Here is a 20,135-nt window from a genome sequence, read left to right as displayed (position 1 = left end):
AGCTAGATCGAAGTAAGGGAGAATATGATGAAAAAACCGGAAAAGTTCATCATTATCCTTCTGGTTTTCCTGGTTTTCATATCCTCTTTTGCTATAGTGCCGGTGTCCGCCGCCCGATATGAGGCTGAGGCCGCCCTGCTCCATGCCCTGGGCATCATCGACGGTTGGTATACCGAGCCTTTTGATGCGAAGCCGGGGGCTAAGCTCCAGAGGCAGGCGGCTGTTGTGGCCCTTGTCAAATTGTTCGGGAAGAAGGATGAAGTCCATGCGCTAACCCAAAGCGAGGTGGACGGAATCCTCTCCCGGTATTCCGACAGCCATCTCATCGCGCCCTCTGCGCGTCCATATATAGCCTATGCCGTCAAAACAGGCATGGCGGCAGGCACATCCCCGGGCACCCTGAGTCCCAGGGCATGGATGGACAGCGACACTTTTGCCGCCATGATCCTCAGGAATATGGGCTATGGCACCGATTCCCCGGAAGTCCTTCTTCGCCCGATGGCGTTCCTGGGTGAGATCAGCGGGCTGGACGAAAGGGCTGTTACCATCCTCAGCAAAAAGGTCCTGATAAAGGATGACGCGGTGGGTATCCTTTATGCCGCGCTTCAGGCAAGGCTTCCCGACAGACGTCATCTGATGGAGGATTTGATAGGGAAAGGGTATATCAGTGCCATAACGGCAGCAAAATATGGTTTTATTCTCAGCGATCCTGCATCAGGAACCGGCATGCGCCTTCCCGGTTATGCGTATCGACCCTCCGACCGGGAGGTCGTCTATGAGCTGATCCGCGATGCGCTTCTGTCGGTGTCCGAATCCATCATGCTTCCCGTCAATACCGCTTCCGATACCCCGGAGGAGGTCTTCGCCGTCTGGCAGGATGTGCTTAACGACACGCCCGAGATTCTTTACAATACAGGCCTGATTTACCGGAGCGACGGCCTGCTCACATTCGATTACAGCCTGGATATCGAGATCGTGAAAAAACACAGGCGGCTTCTGGAGGAGAGGGCCGAAGCCCTGCTGAGGGAATTGATCCGGCCCGGCATGACCGATTTTCAGAAGGAGCTTGTCATCCATGACTATATCGTCAATCATTGCACCTATGATCCGACCCCGTCTAGATCTCCCGAAGCCAACTCTGCCTATGGCGTCCTGTGCCTTGGAAAGGCGGTCTGCGAAGGTTATGCCAAGGCGATAAAGCTGCTGCTTGACCGGGCCGGGGTGGAATGCCTGCTGGTGACCGGCCAGGCGCTGAACAGCTTTACGGGCACATATCAGAGCCATGCCTGGAACATCGTTAAAATCGAAGGGAAATATTATCATCTCGATGCCACATGGGATGATCCAATCATGAAAGACGGGAGCAACAAGCTGATCCATACCTATTTCAACCTGCCCGATGAGGATATCGGCAGGGATCACCGGTGGGACAGAACCAGTTATCCTGTCTGCGTCTCCACAGAGCATAACTATTATGTCTATAACGATCTCATCGCCATCGGGTATGACGCATTTGTCTCCTATGCGTCCAGGAAAGCCAGGGAGGGCCACGATTCGATTGCCGTCAAGATAAGCCCGAACCAGGAAATCGGGTTTGATCTGAACAAGGCCTTCAAGGAAATCCAGTCCAGGGCGAACAGGAGGATTTGCGCCTATAAACCCGTAGACAGCTATGGGATTATCGAGCTATTTTTTAAATAACCTTTCTGTGATACAATGATGTAGATCTTTTTTAATCTCTATGCTCAGAGGTGTACGGTTTGTATCTGAAATCCCTTGAAATACAGGGCTTTAAATCTTTTGCCGATAAAATTGTGCTGAATTTCAACTCCGGACTGACTTCGGTCGTGGGTCCCAACGGCAGCGGAAAGAGCAATATCGCCGATGCCGTGCGCTGGGTTCTCGGGGAGCAAAGCGCGAAAACCCTGCGCGGAAGCCGCATGGAAGATGTCATTTTTTCCGGAACACAGCACCGGAAGCCTGTGGGGTTTGCGTCGGTGTCACTGGTCATCGACAACAGCGACAGGACCCTTCCCATCGATTTTTCCGAGGTAACCATTACCCGGAGGATGTACAGGTCGGGGGAAAGTGAATATGCCATCAATAAAACACCCTGTCGGCTGAAGGACATTACCGAGCTCTTCATGAACACCGGTGTGGGCCGGGAGGGCTATTCCATCATCGGGCAGGGCCGCATCGACGAGATATTAAGCGCTCGTTCCGAGGAAAGAAGGCAGGTTTTCGAGGAAGCGGCCGGCATCACCAAGTACAAGGCCCGGAAAAGGGAAGCCGAGCGGAAGCTGGAGAGCACCCGGCAGAACCTTCTTCGCATCAATGACATCATCGCTGAGCTGGAGGCACAATTGGAACCGCTGGCCCAGCAGGCCGAGAAAGCCAGGAAATTCATCGACCTCAGCAACGAACTGAAGGGTATTGAAGTCAGCCTTTTCCTGGACACCATTGACAAGCTGAAAAAACGGATTGAAGAAGTGGATGGCCAGGCCGACGGGCTGAAGGAACAGATCGATGAAGAAAACAGAAGGATAGAGAATATACGCAACAGCAACAGGAGCAAGAACGAGCGGCTGGAAAGGCTCAAACAAGAGGCCGAGAGCGTGCGCCAGTCCATCCATAGCCTGGAAACCGGGATCGAAAAGAACGAAAGCAATATCCGGGTTTATGAAGAGAAGATCAACCACCTCCATTCCAGCAATGAAGGCTATGGCGAGGATATTCGGAACTTCCAGGGAAGGATGGCCGCCCTGGAAGCCGAGGCCGAGCGCAAGGAAAAAAGGCTCCAGCAGCTGACCAAAGACTCGGAACGGTTTGCAAACCTGTTGGCAGAGGCCGAGCAGCAGCTTGCCGCCATCATGACCCAACTGGATGAGAGCGAGCGGATCATTGAAGAGGCCAAGCAAACCGTGATGGACAAGCAGGATCAGCTGTCCGATTCCAGGATCCGGGCCAACAACCTGAGGAACGACCTGGAAAACTACCGGCAGCTGAAGAACAGGCTTGCGGAGGATATTCGCCAGGCCATCCTGGAAAAGGACCGGGAGCAGATGACGAAAGAGGACCTGGAAGCCTCTTTGCGCAAGACCCGGGAGGCGATCGCTGCCGCGAGGGAAACGGCAGATCGCCTGGAAGCGCAGAAAAACCAGATCATGGGCAGGCTGGAGTCCCTGCGGAATACCTGCGACACGGTAAGGCGCGACCTTCACAGCCTGGAATCAAGGCGCAAGGTGCTGCTGGACATGGAAGCCACCATGGAAGGCTACAGCCACAGCGTCAAAGCTGTCATGAAGGCCTGCCATGACGATAAGGAATTCGGAAGGGGTATCCACGGAGCGCTGGCCCAGCTGATCACCGTCCGTGAAGCTTACGAGGTGGCTATCGAGGTCTGCCTCGGCGGCGCTCTCCAGAACATCATCACCGATGATGAATACGCGGCCAAGCGGGCCATTGAATATCTCAAACGCCATAACCTGGGGCGGGCCACCTTCCTGCCCGTCTCTTCCGTCAAACCCAGAACCCTGGAACCTGAAATCTTAAGCCAGGTCCGCAGCATGCCGGGTTTTGAGGGCATCGCCTCCGACATGGTCTCCTGCGACGGCCGGTTCAAGGGCATCATCCTGAATCTCCTTGGCAGGACAGTGATTGTGGACAACATGGATTCAGCCATCCAGATGGCGCGCCGGTTCAGCTATGCCTTCCGCATCGTGACCAGAGAGGGGGAACTATTGAACGCCGGCGGTTCCATCACGGGCGGAAGCCAGTCCTCCAAGCTGTCCAGCCTGATCAGCCGGCACAGGGTGATCAGGGAACTGGAGGACAAGATCAGGGAGGCGGTCAAACGCCAGAAGGAACTGGAAGAGACGATCAGTGCCGCTGAACAGGAAAGCAGGCAGAACGCCGAAGAGCTGGAAGCAAGCCGGAAAGCGCTTTCCGATCTGGAACTGGTCAGGCTCAGGGACGAGAGCCATGTGGCCAGGATCCTTGAAAACATCAAGCGCCTGTCGGCCAGGGTGGAGCTGCTGAGGCAGCAGGAAGAGGAGATTGACCGGAATATTCAGAAGGTCATGAACGAAAGCGCCCAGGAGACCGAGAACGCCCGCAGGATAGAGGATGAGATCCAGGCCCTGAAGGAGCTTATCAAGTCTCATCAGATAAAGAACAAGGACGAGCAGGCAAAACGGGATGCGCTGCATGCGGACATCAACGATTACCGGGTTTCGGTCAATTCCATAGCCGAGAGCATCCAGAACATGAAAGAACAGCTTGCCCAGATAAAGGAGGAGCAGGCCAGCCTCTCGGGAAGCCTGGAAAAGCGCGAAGCCGACCGCAGGCACAACCTGCAGCGCATTGAAGAGTTCCGGGCTGCCATTGAAGGCCTCCGGGAGAAAATCCGCAGCCTGAACGAAGAAAAAACCGGCCTGGAACTTAAGGCCGAAAGCCTTGCCGAAGAGATGCGGGTGCTGGAGGAAGAGCTGGCAGGCATGCTGGATGCCGTAACCGGCCATAATAACACCATCATGAGCCTGCAGGAAGAGCTGGGAAGGCTGGAAGCCAGGAAGGCCAAGATGGAGGCCGAGCTGGAAACCATCCAGAACAGGTTATGGGATGAATACGGCCTGACCTACGGCAACGCGGAACCCTTCAGGCAGGAGATCACCAATGTCCGGGCCACCCAGACCCGAATTGGTGAACTGAAGGCCGAGATCCGGGATCTGGGCCCTGTGAATGTGGCGGCCATAGAGGATTACGCCAAAACCAGGGAACGCTATGGTTTCATGAAAACCCAGCGGGATGATCTGGTGAAATCCGAGGAAAAGCTCAACAAGGTCATCCACGAGATCACCCAGGTGATGAAAAAACAGTTTGTCGAGCAGTTTGCGCTGATCAACCGCAATTTCAACCTGGTGTTCAAGGAACTGTTCGAGGGAGGTCATGCCGAGGTGCGGCTGGCTGACGAGCAAAATGTGCTTGAGAGCGACATCGACATCATTGTCCAGCCGCCGGGAAAGAAACTCCAGAACATGATGCTGCTCTCCGGCGGGGAGCGTGCGATGGTGGCCATCGCGCTGATATTCGGCATACTGCGGATGCGGCCGGCTCCCTTCTACATACTGGACGAGATTGAGGCATCGCTTGACGACGCCAATGTCTATAAATTTGCAGAATATATCCGTCGCTATACCGACAAGGCCCAGTTCATCGTGATCACCCACCGCAAGGGCACCATGGAAGCAGCCGATACCCTGTATGGCGTTACCATGCAGGAGCACGGGGTGTCCAAGGTGGTATCCATGAAGCTGGACAAGAGCCTTGAGCGGAACGCCGGGTAAATGGGAAGCCATGCGCTTACCCGAGATTACAATCGCAGGAGGACAACCATGGGCGTATTTGATAAATTGAAGAACGGCCTGAAAAAAACGAGAGAATCCATTGCGCAGAAGATCGACCAGGTGCTGGTATCCTTCGGCAAGGTGGACGAGGAGCTCTTTGAGGAACTGGAGGAGATCCTGATCACCGCCGATGTTGGGGTTGAAACCTCGGTGGCCATCATCGATCAGCTCAGGGATATGGTCAAAAAGGAAAAGATCACCACCGCTGAAGGGGTGCGTCAGGCCATCAAGCGCATTATTGCCGAGAGACTGAGCGATGAGCAGAGCGGCCTGAACCTTTCCACAACGCCGTCGGTCATTGTGATTATCGGCGTCAACGGCGTCGGCAAGACCACGTCCATCGGAAAGCTGGCTTACCTGCTGAAATCCCAGGGCAAACAGGTGCTGGTTGCGGCGGCCGATACCTTCCGGGCTGCAGCCATCGACCAGCTGGAGATATGGACAAAACGCGCCGGCGTAGATATCGTCAAGCATTCTGAGGGCGCAGATCCATCGGCCGTGGTCTTTGATGCCATTCAGTCGGCCAAGTCCAGGAAGGTGGACGTGCTGATCTGCGATACCGCCGGACGGCTCCACACCAAGAAGAACCTGATGGAAGAGCTGAAAAAGCTGTTCCGCATCATCAACAGGGAACTTCCGGGGGCTGCCGTGGAGACGCTGCTGGTGCTGGATGCCACCACCGGACAGAACGCGGTCTCCCAGGCCAAGACCTTCTCGGAAGTCTCGCAGCTGACCGGGTTAATCCTGACCAAGCTGGACGGTACGGCCAAGGGCGGTATCATCCTGTCCATCAAGAACGAGCTCAACGTTCCCGTGAAATTTGTAGGCGTGGGTGAGCAGATGGATGATCTGCAGCCCTTCATCCCGCAGGACTTCGCGGAAGCCCTGATGGCAGCTGAATAAGCCTATTCCTGAGGATACTCCTGTTGAGCCGGTTGCGCGTCTTCCGGTTCTTCTTTGTTTTGTCCGTTATAGCTGAGCAGATGGCTCTGCCCGTCCTCCGTGATATAAAAACGGACACCCAGGCTGTTCTCTATCTGTCCGGCCAGGCCGCTGGAGACGCAATGCTCCAGGCATTCCTGAACTTGTTCGGGCTCCATGTTGACATCGCTGGCAAGCCCTTCGATGGAGCGGAAGGCGTAATCGCTGTCAGCCAGCTTCTCCAGCACCTTTATGCTTTTGGTTTCATCCGGAACGGTTTCCCCTGCGCTGTTTGCCTGAACAGGGCTGTTTCTGCCGTCAGCCTTTTCCTTACGCCTTTTGGCCTCATCAAATTCGGAATGCTTGAGGACCATCGGTTTTACTTCCGACTTGACGGCCTGTACATCCTCCTCGATCCTGTTAACCCGTTCCAGGACTCTGCCGGAAATGGCTTTGATAAAGGCTTTTGATGAGACGGCGGCGATGACGCAGAAACCTGCGAAAACCAGCAGTTTGCCATCATCGGTTTCCGATTCCTTGACGATGTTGCTGGATATGGTATTCAGGAAGATGGGAATCAGCAGGGCAGCCGCCACACCGGTGATCATCGATTTCAATAGATCAACGAACTGCACCATCTTTTTTCTTCCATTGGAATAGCTATATATGAAGTTTACCACTCCGCCCAGAAGGCCGGATGCGACCATGACCAAGAGAAGCTTCAATGTATGATCCATGGGGACCCCATCTGAAAAAACGTTCCTGATACAGTGTAAGCCTGTGGTCCGCTGCGCGTGAATGACGCGTTGCGCCTGTCCGCCCATATAATCGACAGGCTGCATCAGGTATCTCCCAAAAAACCTGGCGAATCTTGACAATTATTTGATATCAAACTATAATGGCCTCATGGTAGGCAGTGCATTAGCCTTGATATCAGCCATAAGGGACAGGGCGAACCGGTTCCTCGAAGAACAGATGGCACGGCACGGGCTCCATGGGCTGGTCACCTCCCATGGCAACATCCTGTATAACCTTTTTATCCATAAGGAAATGTCCATGAAGGAGCTTTCGCGGGTGACCGGCAAGGATAAATCCACCATTACGGCGCTGGTCAATAAACTCCTGGATCTGGGTTATGTGACCAGGAAGCGGGATCCCGAGGATCAGAGGAGTTACTGCGTTTCCCTGACTCCAAAGGGAGCAGCCATGGAGAAGGCTTTTTTTCAAATCTCTGAGGAGCTGATGACTACCCTGTACAGGGGGATATCCGAGGAAGAACAGCAGCAGCTCGTCGCCCTGCTTAAAAGAATTAAGGATAATTTCTGAGGATAGCGGATCAAAGCTATCCCTGAAAACAGTTTTTTTACCCAAATGGTTTTATGTCAAACCAAATGAGGCTTATTCCACTCCGCATGGAAGGAATACAAAAACAAGGGGGATGGATACTGTGGAAATCTCTTATGAGGCTCTGGAACAGGAAATCCTGGCGAAGCTGGGCGAAAGCGCCGTCATGGCGCTGGCCACCTGCGCCGGAGGCCGCGTGACCGCGCGGAACATGAGTTTTGTCTTTAATGGGCTGAAGGCAGCCTTCCAGACATCAGCCGCATCCATGAAGATCAGCCAGATCAGGGAAAACCTCCGGGTGGCCTTATGCATGGAGAATATCCAGATTGAAGGGACAGCAGCAATCTTGGGGCATCCCTATGATATCCCGTGGTTCAGGGAAAAATATTCAAGGCTGCACCAGGGATCGTTTGAAACCTACTCATGGCTGGATGACGAATGTGTGGTGGAGGTGGAACCAACCCTGATTTCGCTTTGGAAGTACAGCGACGGCAGGCCCGCTATTGAGCGGCTCAGCGTGGCTGAAAAAAAGGCCTTCCGTGACGAAGTGCCGCTTGTGGGAACCAGACGTGACAGATAGCAGGCACTGTCCTATTGAAGACGCTTTTCCAACTGCTGATAAATCATCTCTTCAGTCATGCCGGTGGCGATGATGACCGGGGCACGGGTTACGGTGTCGCAGACGCCCAGGAAATTGTCATTGATGCCTGACAGCACAATGGCATCGTAATCCTTGTCCTTTACCTGTGAAGCCGCGTCGAAACCGATCTTTTCAACCTGGTATCCCCTGGCAGCCAGATACTCGCCGATTCTGTCCAATCCTTCCTGGACCGCAATCTTATGCATGGTAAACCTCCTGTCGTTTCATACTGGCCTATCACATGAGATAGGTTGTGATGGTCGCCATGCTTATTCTGCCCAAAACATCCCTAAAATATTCCACCGTTTCCGTGCAATATGGCAGATTTATAAGCACTTGACATTTCCATGCCTTGGAGTATAATCATTATTAAATATTTAACAAACCTTCCGTACAGCATAAAACAGAATATCGGAACCGGATGAAGGCCGAGGGAGAGAGGCTGCCAGGCAGCACACCGAAGGAGTCATACTCTCAGGTAAAAAGACCTTGACCGGACGGAACTCTGGAGAGACCGTTAAGGCGCCGAAGGGGCAAGTTCCGCCATGGAATGTATCTCTCAGGCAAAAGGACAGAGTGCGGCATGGTTTCACATGGCATGACCCTGTTGAAGCATAAACCGGGTCACATTGGGCCATTGCATTTAAAGCATCATCTGCCAGGTCAAACTCGCGTTTGACTTTTTGCTTTTTTGAGACCAGGGAATGGTTCCGCCAGCTGGATTTCCATATTCCGATGGCTTGCCCGGCGTATGAAAAAGCGCACACTAAATTGGATAAAGGTGGTATAAGCATGGCAAAAATTATCGTAACCGACAAGATGGCTCCAAATGGAATCGAGTATCTCAGAAGCAAGGGCTTTGAGGTGGATACGCCTTTTGGCATCTCAAAGGAAGAGCTTTTGGAGGTTATCGGAGACTACGACGCAATCATCGTACGAAGTGCCACAAAAGTAACGCACGAAGTGCTGGAAAAGGCAGTAAAGCTGAAGGTAGCCGGCAGGGCAGGCAATGGCGTGGACAATATTGATGTGGCGGAATGCACCAGGCGCGGCATTACGGTGGTCAATACCCCTGAAGGCAATACCAACGCGGCTGCCGAGCTGAGCGTTGCCTTGATATTCGCTGTGTTCAGAAATATCCCCCAGGCGCATCACGCAGCCAAGAACAAGGACTTCAGGAGAAACAAGTTTGTCGGTGAGGAACTGGAAGGGAAGACCGCGGGCGTCATCGGTCTTGGCAAGATTGGTTCCATTGTTGCCAAGAAGCTGAAAGGCGTGGGCATGAACATTGTGGGTTACGATCCTTACATATCGGATGAAAGGTTCGCCCAGCTGGGCATTATCCGGAAGGAAAACCTGGATGACCTGCTGAAAGAGGCGGACGTGATTACCATTCATATCCCCAAAACCCCTGAAAGCAAGAACCTCATCGGCAGGCGCGAGCTGGCCCTGTGCAAGAAGGGCGTCAGAATTGTCAATGTGGCCCGGGGCGGTATGATTGACGAGGATGCCCTTTATGACGCGATTGTGTCGGGCCATGTGGCAGGAGCAGCCCTCGACGTTCAGGAGGTTGAGCCCAACTTCAACAAGGCTCCTGAGGAGCAGGATTATTGGAACAAGCTCCTTGATTTGGATCAGGTTATCTTTACTCCCCATCTTGGCGCTTCCACGAAGGAAGCCAACGTGAACTGCTCTTTGGGCGTGGCCAAGCAGGTGGAGGCTGTATTGAACGGCGAACTGGTATCTGCCGTCAACATGCCCCATATCACAGGTGATCTGAACAAGCTCAAGCCCTTCCTCAGCCTTGGTGAAAAACTGGGAAGCATTTACTTCCAGGCTGAGAAGGAAAGGATAAACAAGATCGAGATCATATACAGCGGCGATCTGGTGGGGCTGGATACCAAACCCATTACCATTTCTGTGGTCAAGGGTCTTCTGTCCACCATCATGAACTCCGAAGTGAATTACGTCAATGCACTGATGAAGCTGAATGAGATGGGCATTGAGCTTATTGAAAGCAAGACCAGCACCCTTGAGAAATACACCAACCTGATCACCGTGAAGATCCATCGCAAGGACAGAACCCTTTCGATTGCCGGAACGGTTTTTGCCAGGGACAGCATCAGGATTGTGGATTTCTTCGGGTACCAGCTGGATTTTGAACCGACCCAGTATGTGCTGGCCCTGCAGAACAGGGATGTCCCGGGGATCATCGGCAAGGTGGGCACCCTTTTGGGCGAGAACAATATCAATATCGCTGCCATGCAGTGGAGCCGCAACAGCAAGGATGGCAAGGCCGTATCCTTTGTCAGCGTGGACAGCGATGTTTCCGATGAGATACTTGAGCAGCTCCGTTCTATCGACGGCATACTGAAAGCCTCCAAGCTTTACTTTTAATTCCCGGGGCTGACAGGATAGCAAAAGATCCGGTTTGGGGTGCAATCGGGATCCCAGGCCGGATTTTTGTCATTTGGCAGAAACCTGTCCCGGACAACAGGTCGCGTTGCGCCCCGCAGGGGTTTGCGATTTCCGTTTATGGTATAATATGACTATACGGGTATACAGAGGTGTTGTTATGGATAAGCATCTACAGTTTGTCATGAAGAAAAGAATTGAAAGGACCATGGAGAATCTCCAAAAAAACAGGATGCAGGCCTTCTATGTGGAATCCCGCAAGGATGTGGTCCCTTTGCTGGAGACCCTGATGAAGGAAGGCGACACGGTGGCGGTGGGCGGATCCATGACCCTTTTTGAAACAGGGGTTATCGATCATCTGCGCTCGGGGCGATACATATTCTATGATCGCTATGCGGAAGGCCTGACGCCGGAGCAGATGACCGAAATTCACCGAAAGGCTTTCTCGGTGAACTTCTTCCTGACCAGCACCAACGCCGTTACCGAAAAAGGCGAACTCTTCAACGTGGACGGTAGAGGGAACCGGGTGGCCGCCATGATTTACGGGCCGGACAATGTTATCGTCATCGCAGGCTGCAACAAAATCGTGACCGATCTGGACGAAGCCGTCAACCGGCTCAGGCAGATCGCCGCTCCGGCAAATACCGTGCGTCTTTCGCGCAGGACGCCCTGTGTCCATACCGGCTATTGCCAGGATTGCAGGAGCGAGGACAGGATATGCTGCGATTATGTGGTTTTCAGGCAGCAGATGGTTCCCGACCGCATCAAGGTCATCCTTGTCGGCGAGGAACTGGGCTATTGATATGGGGCAAAAGCGGAGGCATGAACAATGGGCATCCTGAGTATGATGGAATGAACGGGGAGTGTGACCATGTATTGCCCGCCGAGGCTTTTTGCCGCCATTGATATCGGTTCCTATAGGCTGAAGATGAAGATTGTGGAGGTAACCCCTGAAGGGAGGATCCGGGATCTGGAAACCGTTGACCACCTGATCCTCCTGGGCAGGGATACCTTCAATGACGGGAAACTCAGCTTTGAATCCGTTAAGAAAACCTGTGAAGCCATCCAGGGATTTAAGCGCCTGATGGCGGATTATGGCGTTACCGAATGGCGGGTTGTGGCTACCAGCGCTCTCAGGGAAGCTGCCAACCGGGATTTCATGATCGACAGGATCAAGTTCCAGACGGGTTTCGATGTGGAGATCATCAATAACTCCCAGGAAAAGTTCCTAACCTACAAGGCCATCAAATGGCAACTGATGAACAATGGCATCATCGATATAAGCGAGCCGACGCTGATCCTGAATATCGGGGCCGGCAGCATCCAGTTGCTCCTGATGGAGAACAACCTCCTGGCCTCAAGCCAGAGCCTGAAACTGGGAGCCCTGCGTATCAAGGAATCCATCGCAAAAATCGAAAAGCATACCCTGAACTTTTCCAGGGTCCTTGAAGAGTATATTGAAGCGCATATTGAAAGCGTCGAATACCTGAAAAGCTCCAATGAGTTGAAGCACTTTGTCCTTGCCAGCGGCGAGCTGGATTATCTAGCGGAACTGGCCCGATTGGGTGTGGACAAAGGCGTAGTTTCACTGGACAAAGAACAGTTCGAGCGTATTTACGTCCAGGCCCTGGGCAAGACACCAAGGGCCCTCTCGGAGGAATATGATATTCCCTTGGCTGACGCTGAACTCTTTGTGCCCTCCCTGATCCTGATCAAGAAGTTCCTCGATAAGACATGCAGCGACAAGCTCATCATTCCCAGCGTTTCGCTGGTGGATGGCCTGATCCTTGAAAGGTACAACGACGAACTGGAGAAGGGTATCAGCATGGATTTCGATGCCGATATCCTTTCCTGTGTCCGGGAAATGGCCACCCGATATCGCACCAACGAAAAACATGTGCGCTACGTGGAAAGGGTGGCACTGCAGATCTTTGACCGGCTGACCGGTATCCATGGACTGGGCGAAAGGGAGAGATTCATCCTGCAGATTGCGGCCATCCTCCATGATATCGGCAAATATATCGCCTCCGATCCCCATTATGTCTATTCCTATAATATCATCAGAGCTTCCCAGATCATCGGCCTTTCCGACGAAGAACTTACCATGGCCGCGTGTATCGCGCGCTATCACAGCTCCGAAACGCCGGAACTCGGCAGCACGGGACTGGTGAAGCTGGGAACCGAAGAGCGAATAAAAGCCATGAAGCTCATCGCCATCATCAGGATGGCCGATGCCATGGATACCAGCCATAAACAGAAACTGAGCATCAGCGCTATGGATGTTTCGGGGGATCAATTCATTGTCCGGGTGGAATCGTGGGAGGAAGCCGTTCTTGAAAACTGGACCTTCAACATGAAATCGGAGTTTTTCTCGGAGGTTTTTGGCTTAAAACCCCAGATGGTCATCAGGAACAGGATGGTTGGGGAGAAGTGATATGGAAAGACAAAATCCCGCGGAACGCAACGGGAACCCGTCAGTGGTGCATACCAAACCGCAATACCTGCTCAACAGGGAATTGAGCTGGCTGGAGTTCAATCAGCGGGTGCTGGACGAGGCCGCAAACCAGGACAATCCACTGCTGGAACGGCTCAAGTTTCTGGCCATTGCCAGTTCCAATCTTGATGAATTCTTCATGGTGCGTGTAGGTTCCCTCAATGACCAGATCAATGCGGGCTTTACGCGGCCCGACGCAACCGGTCTGACACCTGCAGCCCAGCTGGACAGGATAGCCGAGCGGACCAGCATTCTGGTAGCCGATGAATATGCCCTGTGGAGCGAAAAACTTGTTCCCGAAATGCGGAAGAACGGCATTTATCTCCTGTCTACGGGTGAATTGAACGAAGCGCAGGTAACCTATCTGTCCGAGTATTTCGACAGCGTGGTTTATCCGGTGTTGACTCCCATGGCTGTCGATCCGGGCCGCCCGTTTCCGCTGATACACAACAAGACTCTGAACATCGGTGTCCTGATTGATAACGGCGGATCCCATGAGGAAGATATCTTTGCCACAGTCCAGGTGCCGTCTGTTTTCCCGCGGTTGGTGGAGCTGAAGGGAATCGGCAGAAGAACCTTTGTCCTCATGGAAGATGTGATCTCCATGTTCATCGACAGGCTGTATGTCGGCAAGCGGATCAAGGCCGCCTGCGCCTACAGGGTGACCCGTAACGGGGATCTGGCCATAGACGAGGATGAGGCAGAGGATCTTCTGCTGGAAATTGAGAAGTCGCTCAAGCAAAGAATCCGTGGCCAGGCGATGAGGTTGGAGGTATCCAGGGGATCCAGCGAGCTTTTGACCGGGATCCTTCAGAAGAAGCTGGAACTGCGGGATGGATATGTCTTCCGGGTGGATGGTCCGCTGGATTTGACCTTCCTATACGAGCTGTACGATATGGAAGGGTTCGATGAGATGAAATACAGGCCCTATACACCCCGGATACCCAGGGCCCTTGCAGACGGGAAAGACATTTTTGAAGCCATCCGGGAAAAAGACATCCTGCTGCACCATCCCTATGAATCCTTTGAACCCATCGTGGACATGATCCAAAAGGCCGCCCATGATCCCCGCGTGCTGGCTATCAAGCAGACCCTGTACCGGGTCAGCGGCAAATCGCCCATCATCAAGGCCCTGGCGGAGGCTGCCGACCGGGGCAAGCAGGTGACGGTGCTGGTGGAACTGAAGGCCAGGTTTGACGAGGAAAACAATATCCATTGGGCCAAGAGCCTGGAAAAAGCAGGCTGCCACGTGATTTACGGCCTGGTAGGGCTTAAAACCCATTGCAAGATCACCCTGATCGTCCGGATGGAGGATGACGGGATCAACCGGTATGTCCATATCAGCACGGGGAATTATAACGATGAAACCGCAAAGGTTTATACCGATATCGGGCTTCTGACCTGCAACAAGTATATCGGGGAGGACGCATCCACCGTTTTTAATGCCCTCACCGGCTTCTGCGAGAGGCCAAGGCTTCATAAACTGGTCATGGCGCCCACCATGCTGCGCAGGCACTTCAATTCCCTTATCGATCGGGAGATTCGGAATGCCCTGGCAGGCAAGCAGGCCTACATAAAGGCCAAGCTGAACGCCCTTGTGGATTCGGAAATCATCGAACGGCTCTACCGTGCTTCTGCCGCAGGTGTACAGATTGACCTGGTTGTGCGGGGCATGTGCTGCCTGAGACCCGGTCTGAAAGGGATAAGCGAGAATATCCGTGTGAGGAGCATCGTAGGCCGGTATCTGGAGCATGGCCGCATCTACTGCTTTTGTAACGAAGGCAATGAGGAGGTATTCATCTCCAGTGCCGACTGGATGGAAAGGAATATGGACAGGCGCGTGGAACTCCTGGTTCCCATTGAGGATCCTGAAGCCAAAAGCCGTGTCCGGCATATCCTGGAGGTTTATCTGAAGGATAACGTCAAGGCGAGGCATATGAACAAGGACGGCAAATATGCCCTGGTCCTTCCGCAGGAAGGGGAAAAGAGGCTTAGCGCACAGGATTATTTCATGGAAGAAGCTGAAGCCGAAACCTTCGAAATAACAAAGCAGACCGTGCAAAGAGTATTTCGCCCGGTATCAAGTCCGATCCAGGAAAGCGATTCATTTGTGTAATTCCGGCCTAATTGCATTGGCTCAATAAGTACAATTGCAAGGCTTTATGTTTTTATAATAGGATAATAAATCAGCTAATCATGTTACCGTTATCTTTATTCCCAACGAAGCATTAATTACCTGTATATGAGGACAAAACTTCCTGAAGATTATTGTTTTTAAATTCATATACTGATACTGCAACATAAGATGAGCCAAGATGCATAGTAATAATTTCCAGGATTCCGTCCCCATTCAGATCCATTGTGCTAATATCATATTTCGCCCCTTTAACAAGGTTATATACAACCATTGTTTCCGCTACCGGTTTACTTTTATCATCTGTATATATTGCCATCATGATATCTGTTCCATTGGGCTTTTCACTTTTCTTGCTGGTAAAACGGAAATGTTCCTGTTTTCCGTCACCGTCCAAATCAACTAAAAAATCCATGTCTTTGGTTTGACTCGGCCTCCTTGGAAGCGGGTTCCAATCTCCGGTTATACCAATCAAATAACTCTCGTTTGCTTCTATTGGCGTAAACTTAACATTAAAAACTTTTTCCAAACCACCAATATTTAAATGCAGTATAGGTTTTTCTCCAACTACCGTACCGACGCATCCATTTTTTGAATATAAATAATATGTTTCTCCTCCTCTTGCATACGGTATGTCCGGGTTTTCTAGTATATTTTTCGATAACCCCAATTCTTCCATTGTATACCATGGGCCGTCCTCTGAAGCTCCTATCAGGAAACCACCATGAACTTTTCGAATATGCTCCGGTAAACCTAAATCTTCCATTGTATGCCAGGAGCCATCTTTTGTCGCTCCTATCAGGAGTCCATTATCAACTATCCCATCTACACTTATTGCACTTATAATAGCATTAAAAGAATTGGGCTCTTCATTTTCAGTATTAAATTCCTCCGATATTGATGGTGTATTGGTTGCTGTCCCTCGTGGTTCAGGTGCTGTTGTCGATGCTGCAGGTGTTGGAGTTGGTATCACAGGTTCTTCCGCAGAGGCTTCAGGTATAGATGGCTCAATGTTAGCTACATTATCGCTGGAATCCGGTATAGAATGCTCCGCCGCCATTCGGGCGCATCCACAATAGAGCAATACGACTGATAATATGGATAAAACAAGGGCGATTGCTTTTTTCATGAAAGATTGCACCATCCTTTGCACGCAGACTTTCCGTTTCTTGCATTAATGCCCGGATTCAGTGCCGTATGGACAACAGCTGATGCCGAGGCTCGCGTAAGCCCCTCTTTGGGCTGGACCTGCTATCGGTTCCATTGCAAGGATATCAAGTTGGTAAGCATAGCATATTTTATGGTCTCAGATGCACAGAAGTGCTGTTGCAATTGCAATAGATCAGGTTTGTTAGTGTGTTAGCGTACCGAACTATGCTTTGAAAATGTTTCCTCACAGCTTATTGTCTTTATTAAATACAATAGACATGATCCATCAATACAGACTACATAATCATAGTTATCATAATGCTCCCAACGGTGCCATTATCAGTAGTCACTATAAAAAGATCATAATTGCTTATATAGTATCCATAAGTATAAACTCCTTCATGAATGTATTCCGGCTCTCCATATAATTTTAGCAATTTCTCAACTGAATCGCCGACCCGCAGTCCTCTTGGGGTGATATATTTGTTGCTGCTGACGGTTAATGAATATAAAGTATCATCTGTAAAAACAGCTTTTGTACCGTCTTCAAATAAAACAGTCACAATTGTGAACTCGTCAAAAGACTCATTATCAATTTCTGTATTTGTTATAGGGCAGTCTAAGATATCAATAAGCTCTTCCTTTTGCATATCCAGGAACAGTTCTTTATTGTTATATAGCAGTACAAGGTCATAGTTTGTGACCAGCCCTTTTGGAAACTTTTCCGGCGGTTCTGGTGCCGGAATTCTTGCCGTAGGTATTGGCTGAGAGGTGGTTTCAGAAATCGCCGGTTCTGGCAATTCTGTCTGCGCAGTTTCAGGTGTCGCTGGGGGGGTCTGGGATTTGTCGGCATCTGTTGTTGGATTATCCGGTGACCGTGTTGGAGAAGTTGATTCTGAAATGATTAATGCAGGAAGTTCTGTCTGCGGTGCTTCAGGTGTTGCCGTCGAACAGTGGGAATAATCAGGTTCTACTGGTTGGGGGGGCTGCAAGGAATCTTCGGTACTAATACTGCATCCTGAAAGCAATATCGTAATTATCAGCAATTCAATCCATTTTTTCGTAAGAAAAGTATACCTCTTCATTAGCATCACCTCGACTACAATTAACGTTTGAATTGAACATGCAGATGATCATCGTGTCCAGGATATTTCATAATTTTAACACCGTTCTCATTATTTACAAATTCTCTGATTATATCCACATCATTGAACAATATTTTCTCAACATTGGGATCTTCAATTAACAAACTGACTAATTCTTTCGTTTTCACCTTATCATAGGTATCGTGGTAGATGTTAGTGTCACCAAGACCACCATCTTTTCTTATAAGACGTATATCTACATATTTGCCATTATGATGTGTTCCATGTGGTCCAAATTTACCTCCTATTTCTATACTCAAGTCATTAAATCTCAATAAAGAATCATCATATTCCGCCCATTTCTCTGCCAATGATAACAATGACTTGACTGTTTCAGGTGTTCCCCAATTTTCTCCTGTTTTTGCATGTACATAATTATCTACAATAATATATCCTTTTCCTATTTCAGGTAGCTGGATAAGGCCCGCTTTAGACATAGGTGGATTTTGAAGGTATTTATCGAGAATGGTATCTATCGTTTCACCATTCTTAACCGAATCCAGCAAAGATTTAGCTAAATCACTACTTTCTTTACCTGTTGCTTCCAATCCTTTCATTTGCTGATATGCTCTGACTGCAGCTTTACTTCTAGCGCCCCAATCCCCATCAACACCATTTTTATTGGGGCCAGAATCTCCTATTGGAAACCCTAAAACCGATAAGCATGCTTGTACCATAATGATATTTGTGTCTCCTTCGACTCCGTAGCTGGCAATAAGTACGCTTAATGGAACTCCTGTATTCGCATCAGGCCGATTAGAATATTTATTGCTATAAATTCTGTTCTGAATAGAGGTAGTAATTATCCCTGCAAGTCCTTTTCCTTCTTCTTTTAATTTATCTATATCCTCTCTTGTAGTTCCTGCCCCTTTTATAGGATATCTACACCTCAGCTCATCTAAATCTTCATATATTATCTGTTTTCCTAGGTTTCTTGACATCAATAACTCTATTGATAGTTTCTCAATCAATTTCTTATCTTCTTCGCTTATATAACCACTCTGTATAACCCTTTTCTCAAGTTTTCTAAGTTTATACTCCTCCCAAGCTCCCAGTTCGCCTTTTTTTACTTTTATAAGCAATTTTCTTAGTTGCTCATCTTCTTCATATGACAGAAGTGTTTCTATAACACTGTTCTTCTCGCTCAATGTTTTACTCAGCATTTCAGCATTATGAGACCCAGGCGATAATAAACCCCATACAATCTTCTGTTCAAGCCGTATGATTTCATCCAGCTTTGCCAGCGCATCCTGTTATTTATTTCCAACTTCCTGCATGTTGGTTGCTGCCGCTCCAGTTGTCAGGACAGGTATACTTCCGCCTGCCAGTAATGCGGGAACCCTTCCAGTACCCAGTTTTATGTTCAAATTTCCCACCGCAAACTTGCTACCTATTGAGGTTGATACGCCCGTTATCCTGTATATCCCGCTTAGCGCCTTCTGCATGTCAAAGTTCAGCCCAAACTTTATACTGCTTTGTGCTATCAGCCGGGCCAGTTGGCTATCCCTTGCACGGTATTCCTGCGCCGATTCAAGGGCATACCTTGATAAATCCTACAGGTTACGGGATGCCGTTTCCGTATTGCCGCGCAGCGTCCCTAGCGCTTCCCGCAATGCCCGTGTGTTCGCCCTCACATAGCTCTCGTGGTACTTTGCATCCACCGCATCTACCAGCCTCGTCACCATATCGTGTACGTACCGGTACATGCCTTCTACATCCAAACTGAAATTCTTCAGCTGCCTTCCAAGTTCCTCTATCCGGTCCGGATCCACAATCATCTTCATAACCCGTGAACCTCCTCTTGTAAATATCATTATATAATGAGCCCCTTACAGTCACCTCAATGCTGTCCAGTTCTTTTTGCTCTTTCAATACTCCCTAGGTTCCTGTATTCACCATTCAGCCTGGTTCTTGCATTAATGCCCGGATTCAGTGCCGTATGGACAACAGCTGATGCCGAGGCTCGCGTAAGCCCCTCTTTGGGCTGGTCCTGCTATCGGTTCCATTGCAAGGATATCAAGTTGGCACGCACACACTTTATGGTCTCAGATGCACAGAAGTGCTGTTGCAATCTGTTATCCTGCCGCGACTTTAAAACATGTTTGGTTGATAAGCAAAAATAAAGAATCATCATTTTAATTTACAAATTAGTAATTATTATAGTAATATATCACGCCATTACTGTCAATAATTGCTATTTCGGTGTTATAAACACGAAACAGTAAATCATTTGTGCCAATAGATGCAGGAGATATAGAATAAGTTGAGATTTATTATTTCTTACAACCAACGCGAATCAGCAAAGCGGGAAGTTGTAAAATAAAATGCCGTAATATATAGAAAACTCATGGTAATCCATTGTAAAATGTTTAATAACCAAAGAAAAACATTAGCAAAGGAGTACCATGAGTTATATATGAATAATAACACAGAAACAAGAAAAAACAAACACCTAAATGAAAGAGAAAGATACGCCATAGAGTTGTAC

General features: G+C 50.0%; 16 protein-coding genes, 1 pseudogene and 2 riboswitches. Of the genes and pseudogenes, 10 read left to right on the top strand and 7 right to left on the bottom strand.

Annotated elements, in window-relative coordinates; all coding sequences use genetic code 11:
- The first annotated feature begins 27 nt into the window (after positions 1-27).
- The 3 genes from F3H12_RS00085 to ftsY are packed head-to-tail and all read left to right on the top strand — an operon-like array spanning position 28 to position 6,308.
- A complete protein-coding gene (locus F3H12_RS00085; RefSeq protein WP_188118281.1) occupies positions 28-1,701 on the top strand; it encodes a transglutaminase domain-containing protein in 1,674 nt (557 codons plus the stop codon).
- A 59-nt stretch (positions 1,702-1,760) separates the two neighbouring features.
- Positions 1,761-5,345, top strand: a complete 3,585-nt coding sequence (gene smc / locus F3H12_RS00080; protein WP_149677309.1) for a chromosome segregation protein SMC — start codon at positions 1,761-1,763, stop codon at positions 5,343-5,345.
- A gap of 48 nt (positions 5,346-5,393) precedes the next feature.
- Positions 5,394-6,308 carry a signal recognition particle-docking protein FtsY gene (gene ftsY / locus F3H12_RS00075; RefSeq protein WP_149677308.1) on the top strand — a complete coding sequence of 305 codons (915 nt, stop codon included), beginning with the start codon at positions 5,394-5,396 and terminating at the stop codon, positions 6,306-6,308.
- Positions 6,309-6,310: 2 nt separating this feature from the next.
- On the opposite strand, the gene F3H12_RS00070 is transcribed toward ftsY, so the two are convergent.
- Positions 6,311-7,063 carry a YEATS-associated helix-containing protein gene (locus F3H12_RS00070; RefSeq protein ID WP_149677307.1) on the bottom strand — a complete coding sequence of 251 codons (753 nt, stop codon included), beginning with the start codon at positions 7,061-7,063 and terminating at the stop codon, positions 6,311-6,313.
- A gap of 190 nt (positions 7,064-7,253) precedes the next feature.
- On the opposite strand from F3H12_RS00070, the gene F3H12_RS00065 reads away from it, so the two are divergent.
- Both F3H12_RS00065 and F3H12_RS00060 read left to right on the top strand, forming a co-directional pair.
- Complete coding sequence (locus tag F3H12_RS00065) at positions 7,254-7,652, top strand: MarR family winged helix-turn-helix transcriptional regulator (RefSeq protein WP_188118280.1); 399 nt, start codon at positions 7,254-7,256, stop codon at positions 7,650-7,652.
- A gap of 121 nt (positions 7,653-7,773) precedes the next feature.
- Complete coding sequence (locus tag F3H12_RS00060; protein ID WP_188118279.1) at positions 7,774-8,250, top strand: pyridoxamine 5'-phosphate oxidase family protein; 477 nt, start codon at positions 7,774-7,776, stop codon at positions 8,248-8,250.
- An 11-nt stretch (positions 8,251-8,261) separates the two neighbouring features.
- Here the strand turns inward: F3H12_RS00060 and F3H12_RS00055 are convergent, their stop codons facing one another.
- Positions 8,262-8,516: a YkuS family protein gene (locus tag F3H12_RS00055; protein WP_149677304.1), complete on the bottom strand. Its 255-nt coding sequence runs from the start codon at positions 8,514-8,516 to the stop codon at positions 8,262-8,264.
- A 215-nt stretch (positions 8,517-8,731) separates the two neighbouring features.
- Positions 8,732-8,810, top strand: a riboswitch (glycine riboswitch).
- Positions 8,811-8,892: riboswitch (glycine riboswitch) on the top strand.
- A gap of 210 nt (positions 8,893-9,102) precedes the next feature.
- Here F3H12_RS00055 and serA point away from each other — a divergent pair.
- The 4 genes from serA to F3H12_RS00035 all read left to right on the top strand — a co-directional run bounded on the left by serA (position 9,103) and on the right by F3H12_RS00035 (position 15,335).
- A complete protein-coding gene (gene serA / locus F3H12_RS00050; protein ID WP_149677303.1) occupies positions 9,103-10,707 on the top strand; it encodes a phosphoglycerate dehydrogenase in 1,605 nt (534 codons plus the stop codon).
- Between the two features lie 178 nt (positions 10,708-10,885).
- A complete protein-coding gene (locus tag F3H12_RS00045) occupies positions 10,886-11,527 on the top strand; it encodes a lactate utilization protein (protein WP_149677302.1) in 642 nt (213 codons plus the stop codon).
- 69 nt (positions 11,528-11,596) lie between these two features.
- A complete protein-coding gene (locus tag F3H12_RS00040) occupies positions 11,597-13,159 on the top strand; it encodes a Ppx/GppA phosphatase family protein (protein WP_149677301.1) in 1,563 nt (520 codons plus the stop codon).
- Position 13,160: 1 nt separating this feature from the next.
- Positions 13,161-15,335 (top strand): RNA degradosome polyphosphate kinase, encoded by a 2,175-nt coding sequence (locus F3H12_RS00035; protein WP_149677300.1) that lies wholly within the window; start codon positions 13,161-13,163, stop codon positions 15,333-15,335.
- 112 nt (positions 15,336-15,447) lie between these two features.
- Here F3H12_RS00035 and F3H12_RS00030 read toward each other — a convergent pair whose 3' ends face one another.
- The 5 genes from F3H12_RS00030 to F3H12_RS00010 all read right to left on the bottom strand — a co-directional run bounded on the left by F3H12_RS00030 (position 15,448) and on the right by F3H12_RS00010 (position 19,431).
- The gene (locus F3H12_RS00030; protein WP_149677299.1) at positions 15,448-16,482 is read right to left on the bottom strand and encodes a hypothetical protein; all 1,035 of its coding nucleotides are present in this window, start codon (positions 16,480-16,482) and stop codon (positions 15,448-15,450) included.
- Positions 16,483-16,798: 316 nt separating this feature from the next.
- Positions 16,799-17,587, bottom strand: a complete 789-nt coding sequence (locus tag F3H12_RS00025) for a hypothetical protein (RefSeq protein ID WP_149677298.1) — start codon at positions 17,585-17,587, stop codon at positions 16,799-16,801.
- A gap of 20 nt (positions 17,588-17,607) precedes the next feature.
- Entirely contained in the window at positions 17,608-18,795 is a 1,188-nt protein-coding gene (locus tag F3H12_RS00020; RefSeq protein WP_188118278.1) for a peptidoglycan-binding domain-containing protein, read from the bottom strand.
- 105 nt (positions 18,796-18,900) lie between these two features.
- Positions 18,901-19,092, bottom strand: coding sequence for a hypothetical protein (locus F3H12_RS00015; protein WP_149677296.1), 192 nt, complete (start codon positions 19,090-19,092; stop codon positions 18,901-18,903).
- 108 nt (positions 19,093-19,200) lie between these two features.
- The gene (locus tag F3H12_RS00010) at positions 19,201-19,431 is read right to left on the bottom strand and encodes a hypothetical protein (protein ID WP_149677295.1); all 231 of its coding nucleotides are present in this window, start codon (positions 19,429-19,431) and stop codon (positions 19,201-19,203) included.
- 563 nt (positions 19,432-19,994) lie between these two features.
- Here F3H12_RS00010 and F3H12_RS00005 point away from each other — a divergent pair.
- Positions 19,995-20,135, top strand: a pseudogene (locus F3H12_RS00005) (IS30-like element ISCth2 family transposase); the annotation flags it as partial.

Origin of the sequence: Thermoclostridium caenicola (assembly GCF_900142095.1) — a bacterium.
Taxonomy (GTDB): Bacteria; Bacillota; Clostridia; order DSM-8532; family DSM-8532; genus Thermoclostridium_A; species Thermoclostridium_A caenicola.
Note: the sequence above shows the minus strand (reverse complement) of the source record. Positions and strands in the feature narration are given on the sequence as shown.

Coding starts and splice junctions, on each gene's coding strand:
- F3H12_RS00010 (WP_149677295.1), bottom strand. CDS start 19,431: ATGAAGATGATTGTGGATCCGGACCGGATAGAGGAACTTGGAAGGCAG.
- F3H12_RS00015 (WP_149677296.1), bottom strand. CDS start 19,092: ATGCAGAAGGCGCTAAGCGGGATATACAGGATAACGGGCGTATCAACC.
- serA (WP_149677303.1), top strand. CDS start 9,103: ATGGCAAAAATTATCGTAACCGACAAGATGGCTCCAAATGGAATCGAG.
- F3H12_RS00035 (WP_149677300.1), top strand. CDS start 13,161: ATGGAAAGACAAAATCCCGCGGAACGCAACGGGAACCCGTCAGTGGTG.
- F3H12_RS00045 (WP_149677302.1), top strand. CDS start 10,886: ATGGATAAGCATCTACAGTTTGTCATGAAGAAAAGAATTGAAAGGACC.
- F3H12_RS00025 (WP_149677298.1), bottom strand. CDS start 17,587: ATGAAGAGGTATACTTTTCTTACGAAAAAATGGATTGAATTGCTGATA.
- F3H12_RS00040 (WP_149677301.1), top strand. CDS start 11,597: ATGTATTGCCCGCCGAGGCTTTTTGCCGCCATTGATATCGGTTCCTAT.
- F3H12_RS00085 (WP_188118281.1), top strand. CDS start 28: ATGAAAAAACCGGAAAAGTTCATCATTATCCTTCTGGTTTTCCTGGTT.
- F3H12_RS00030 (WP_149677299.1), bottom strand. CDS start 16,482: ATGAAAAAAGCAATCGCCCTTGTTTTATCCATATTATCAGTCGTATTG.
- F3H12_RS00070 (WP_149677307.1), bottom strand. CDS start 7,063: ATGGATCATACATTGAAGCTTCTCTTGGTCATGGTCGCATCCGGCCTT.
- F3H12_RS00055 (WP_149677304.1), bottom strand. CDS start 8,516: ATGCATAAGATTGCGGTCCAGGAAGGATTGGACAGAATCGGCGAGTAT.
- ftsY (WP_149677308.1), top strand. CDS start 5,394: ATGGGCGTATTTGATAAATTGAAGAACGGCCTGAAAAAAACGAGAGAA.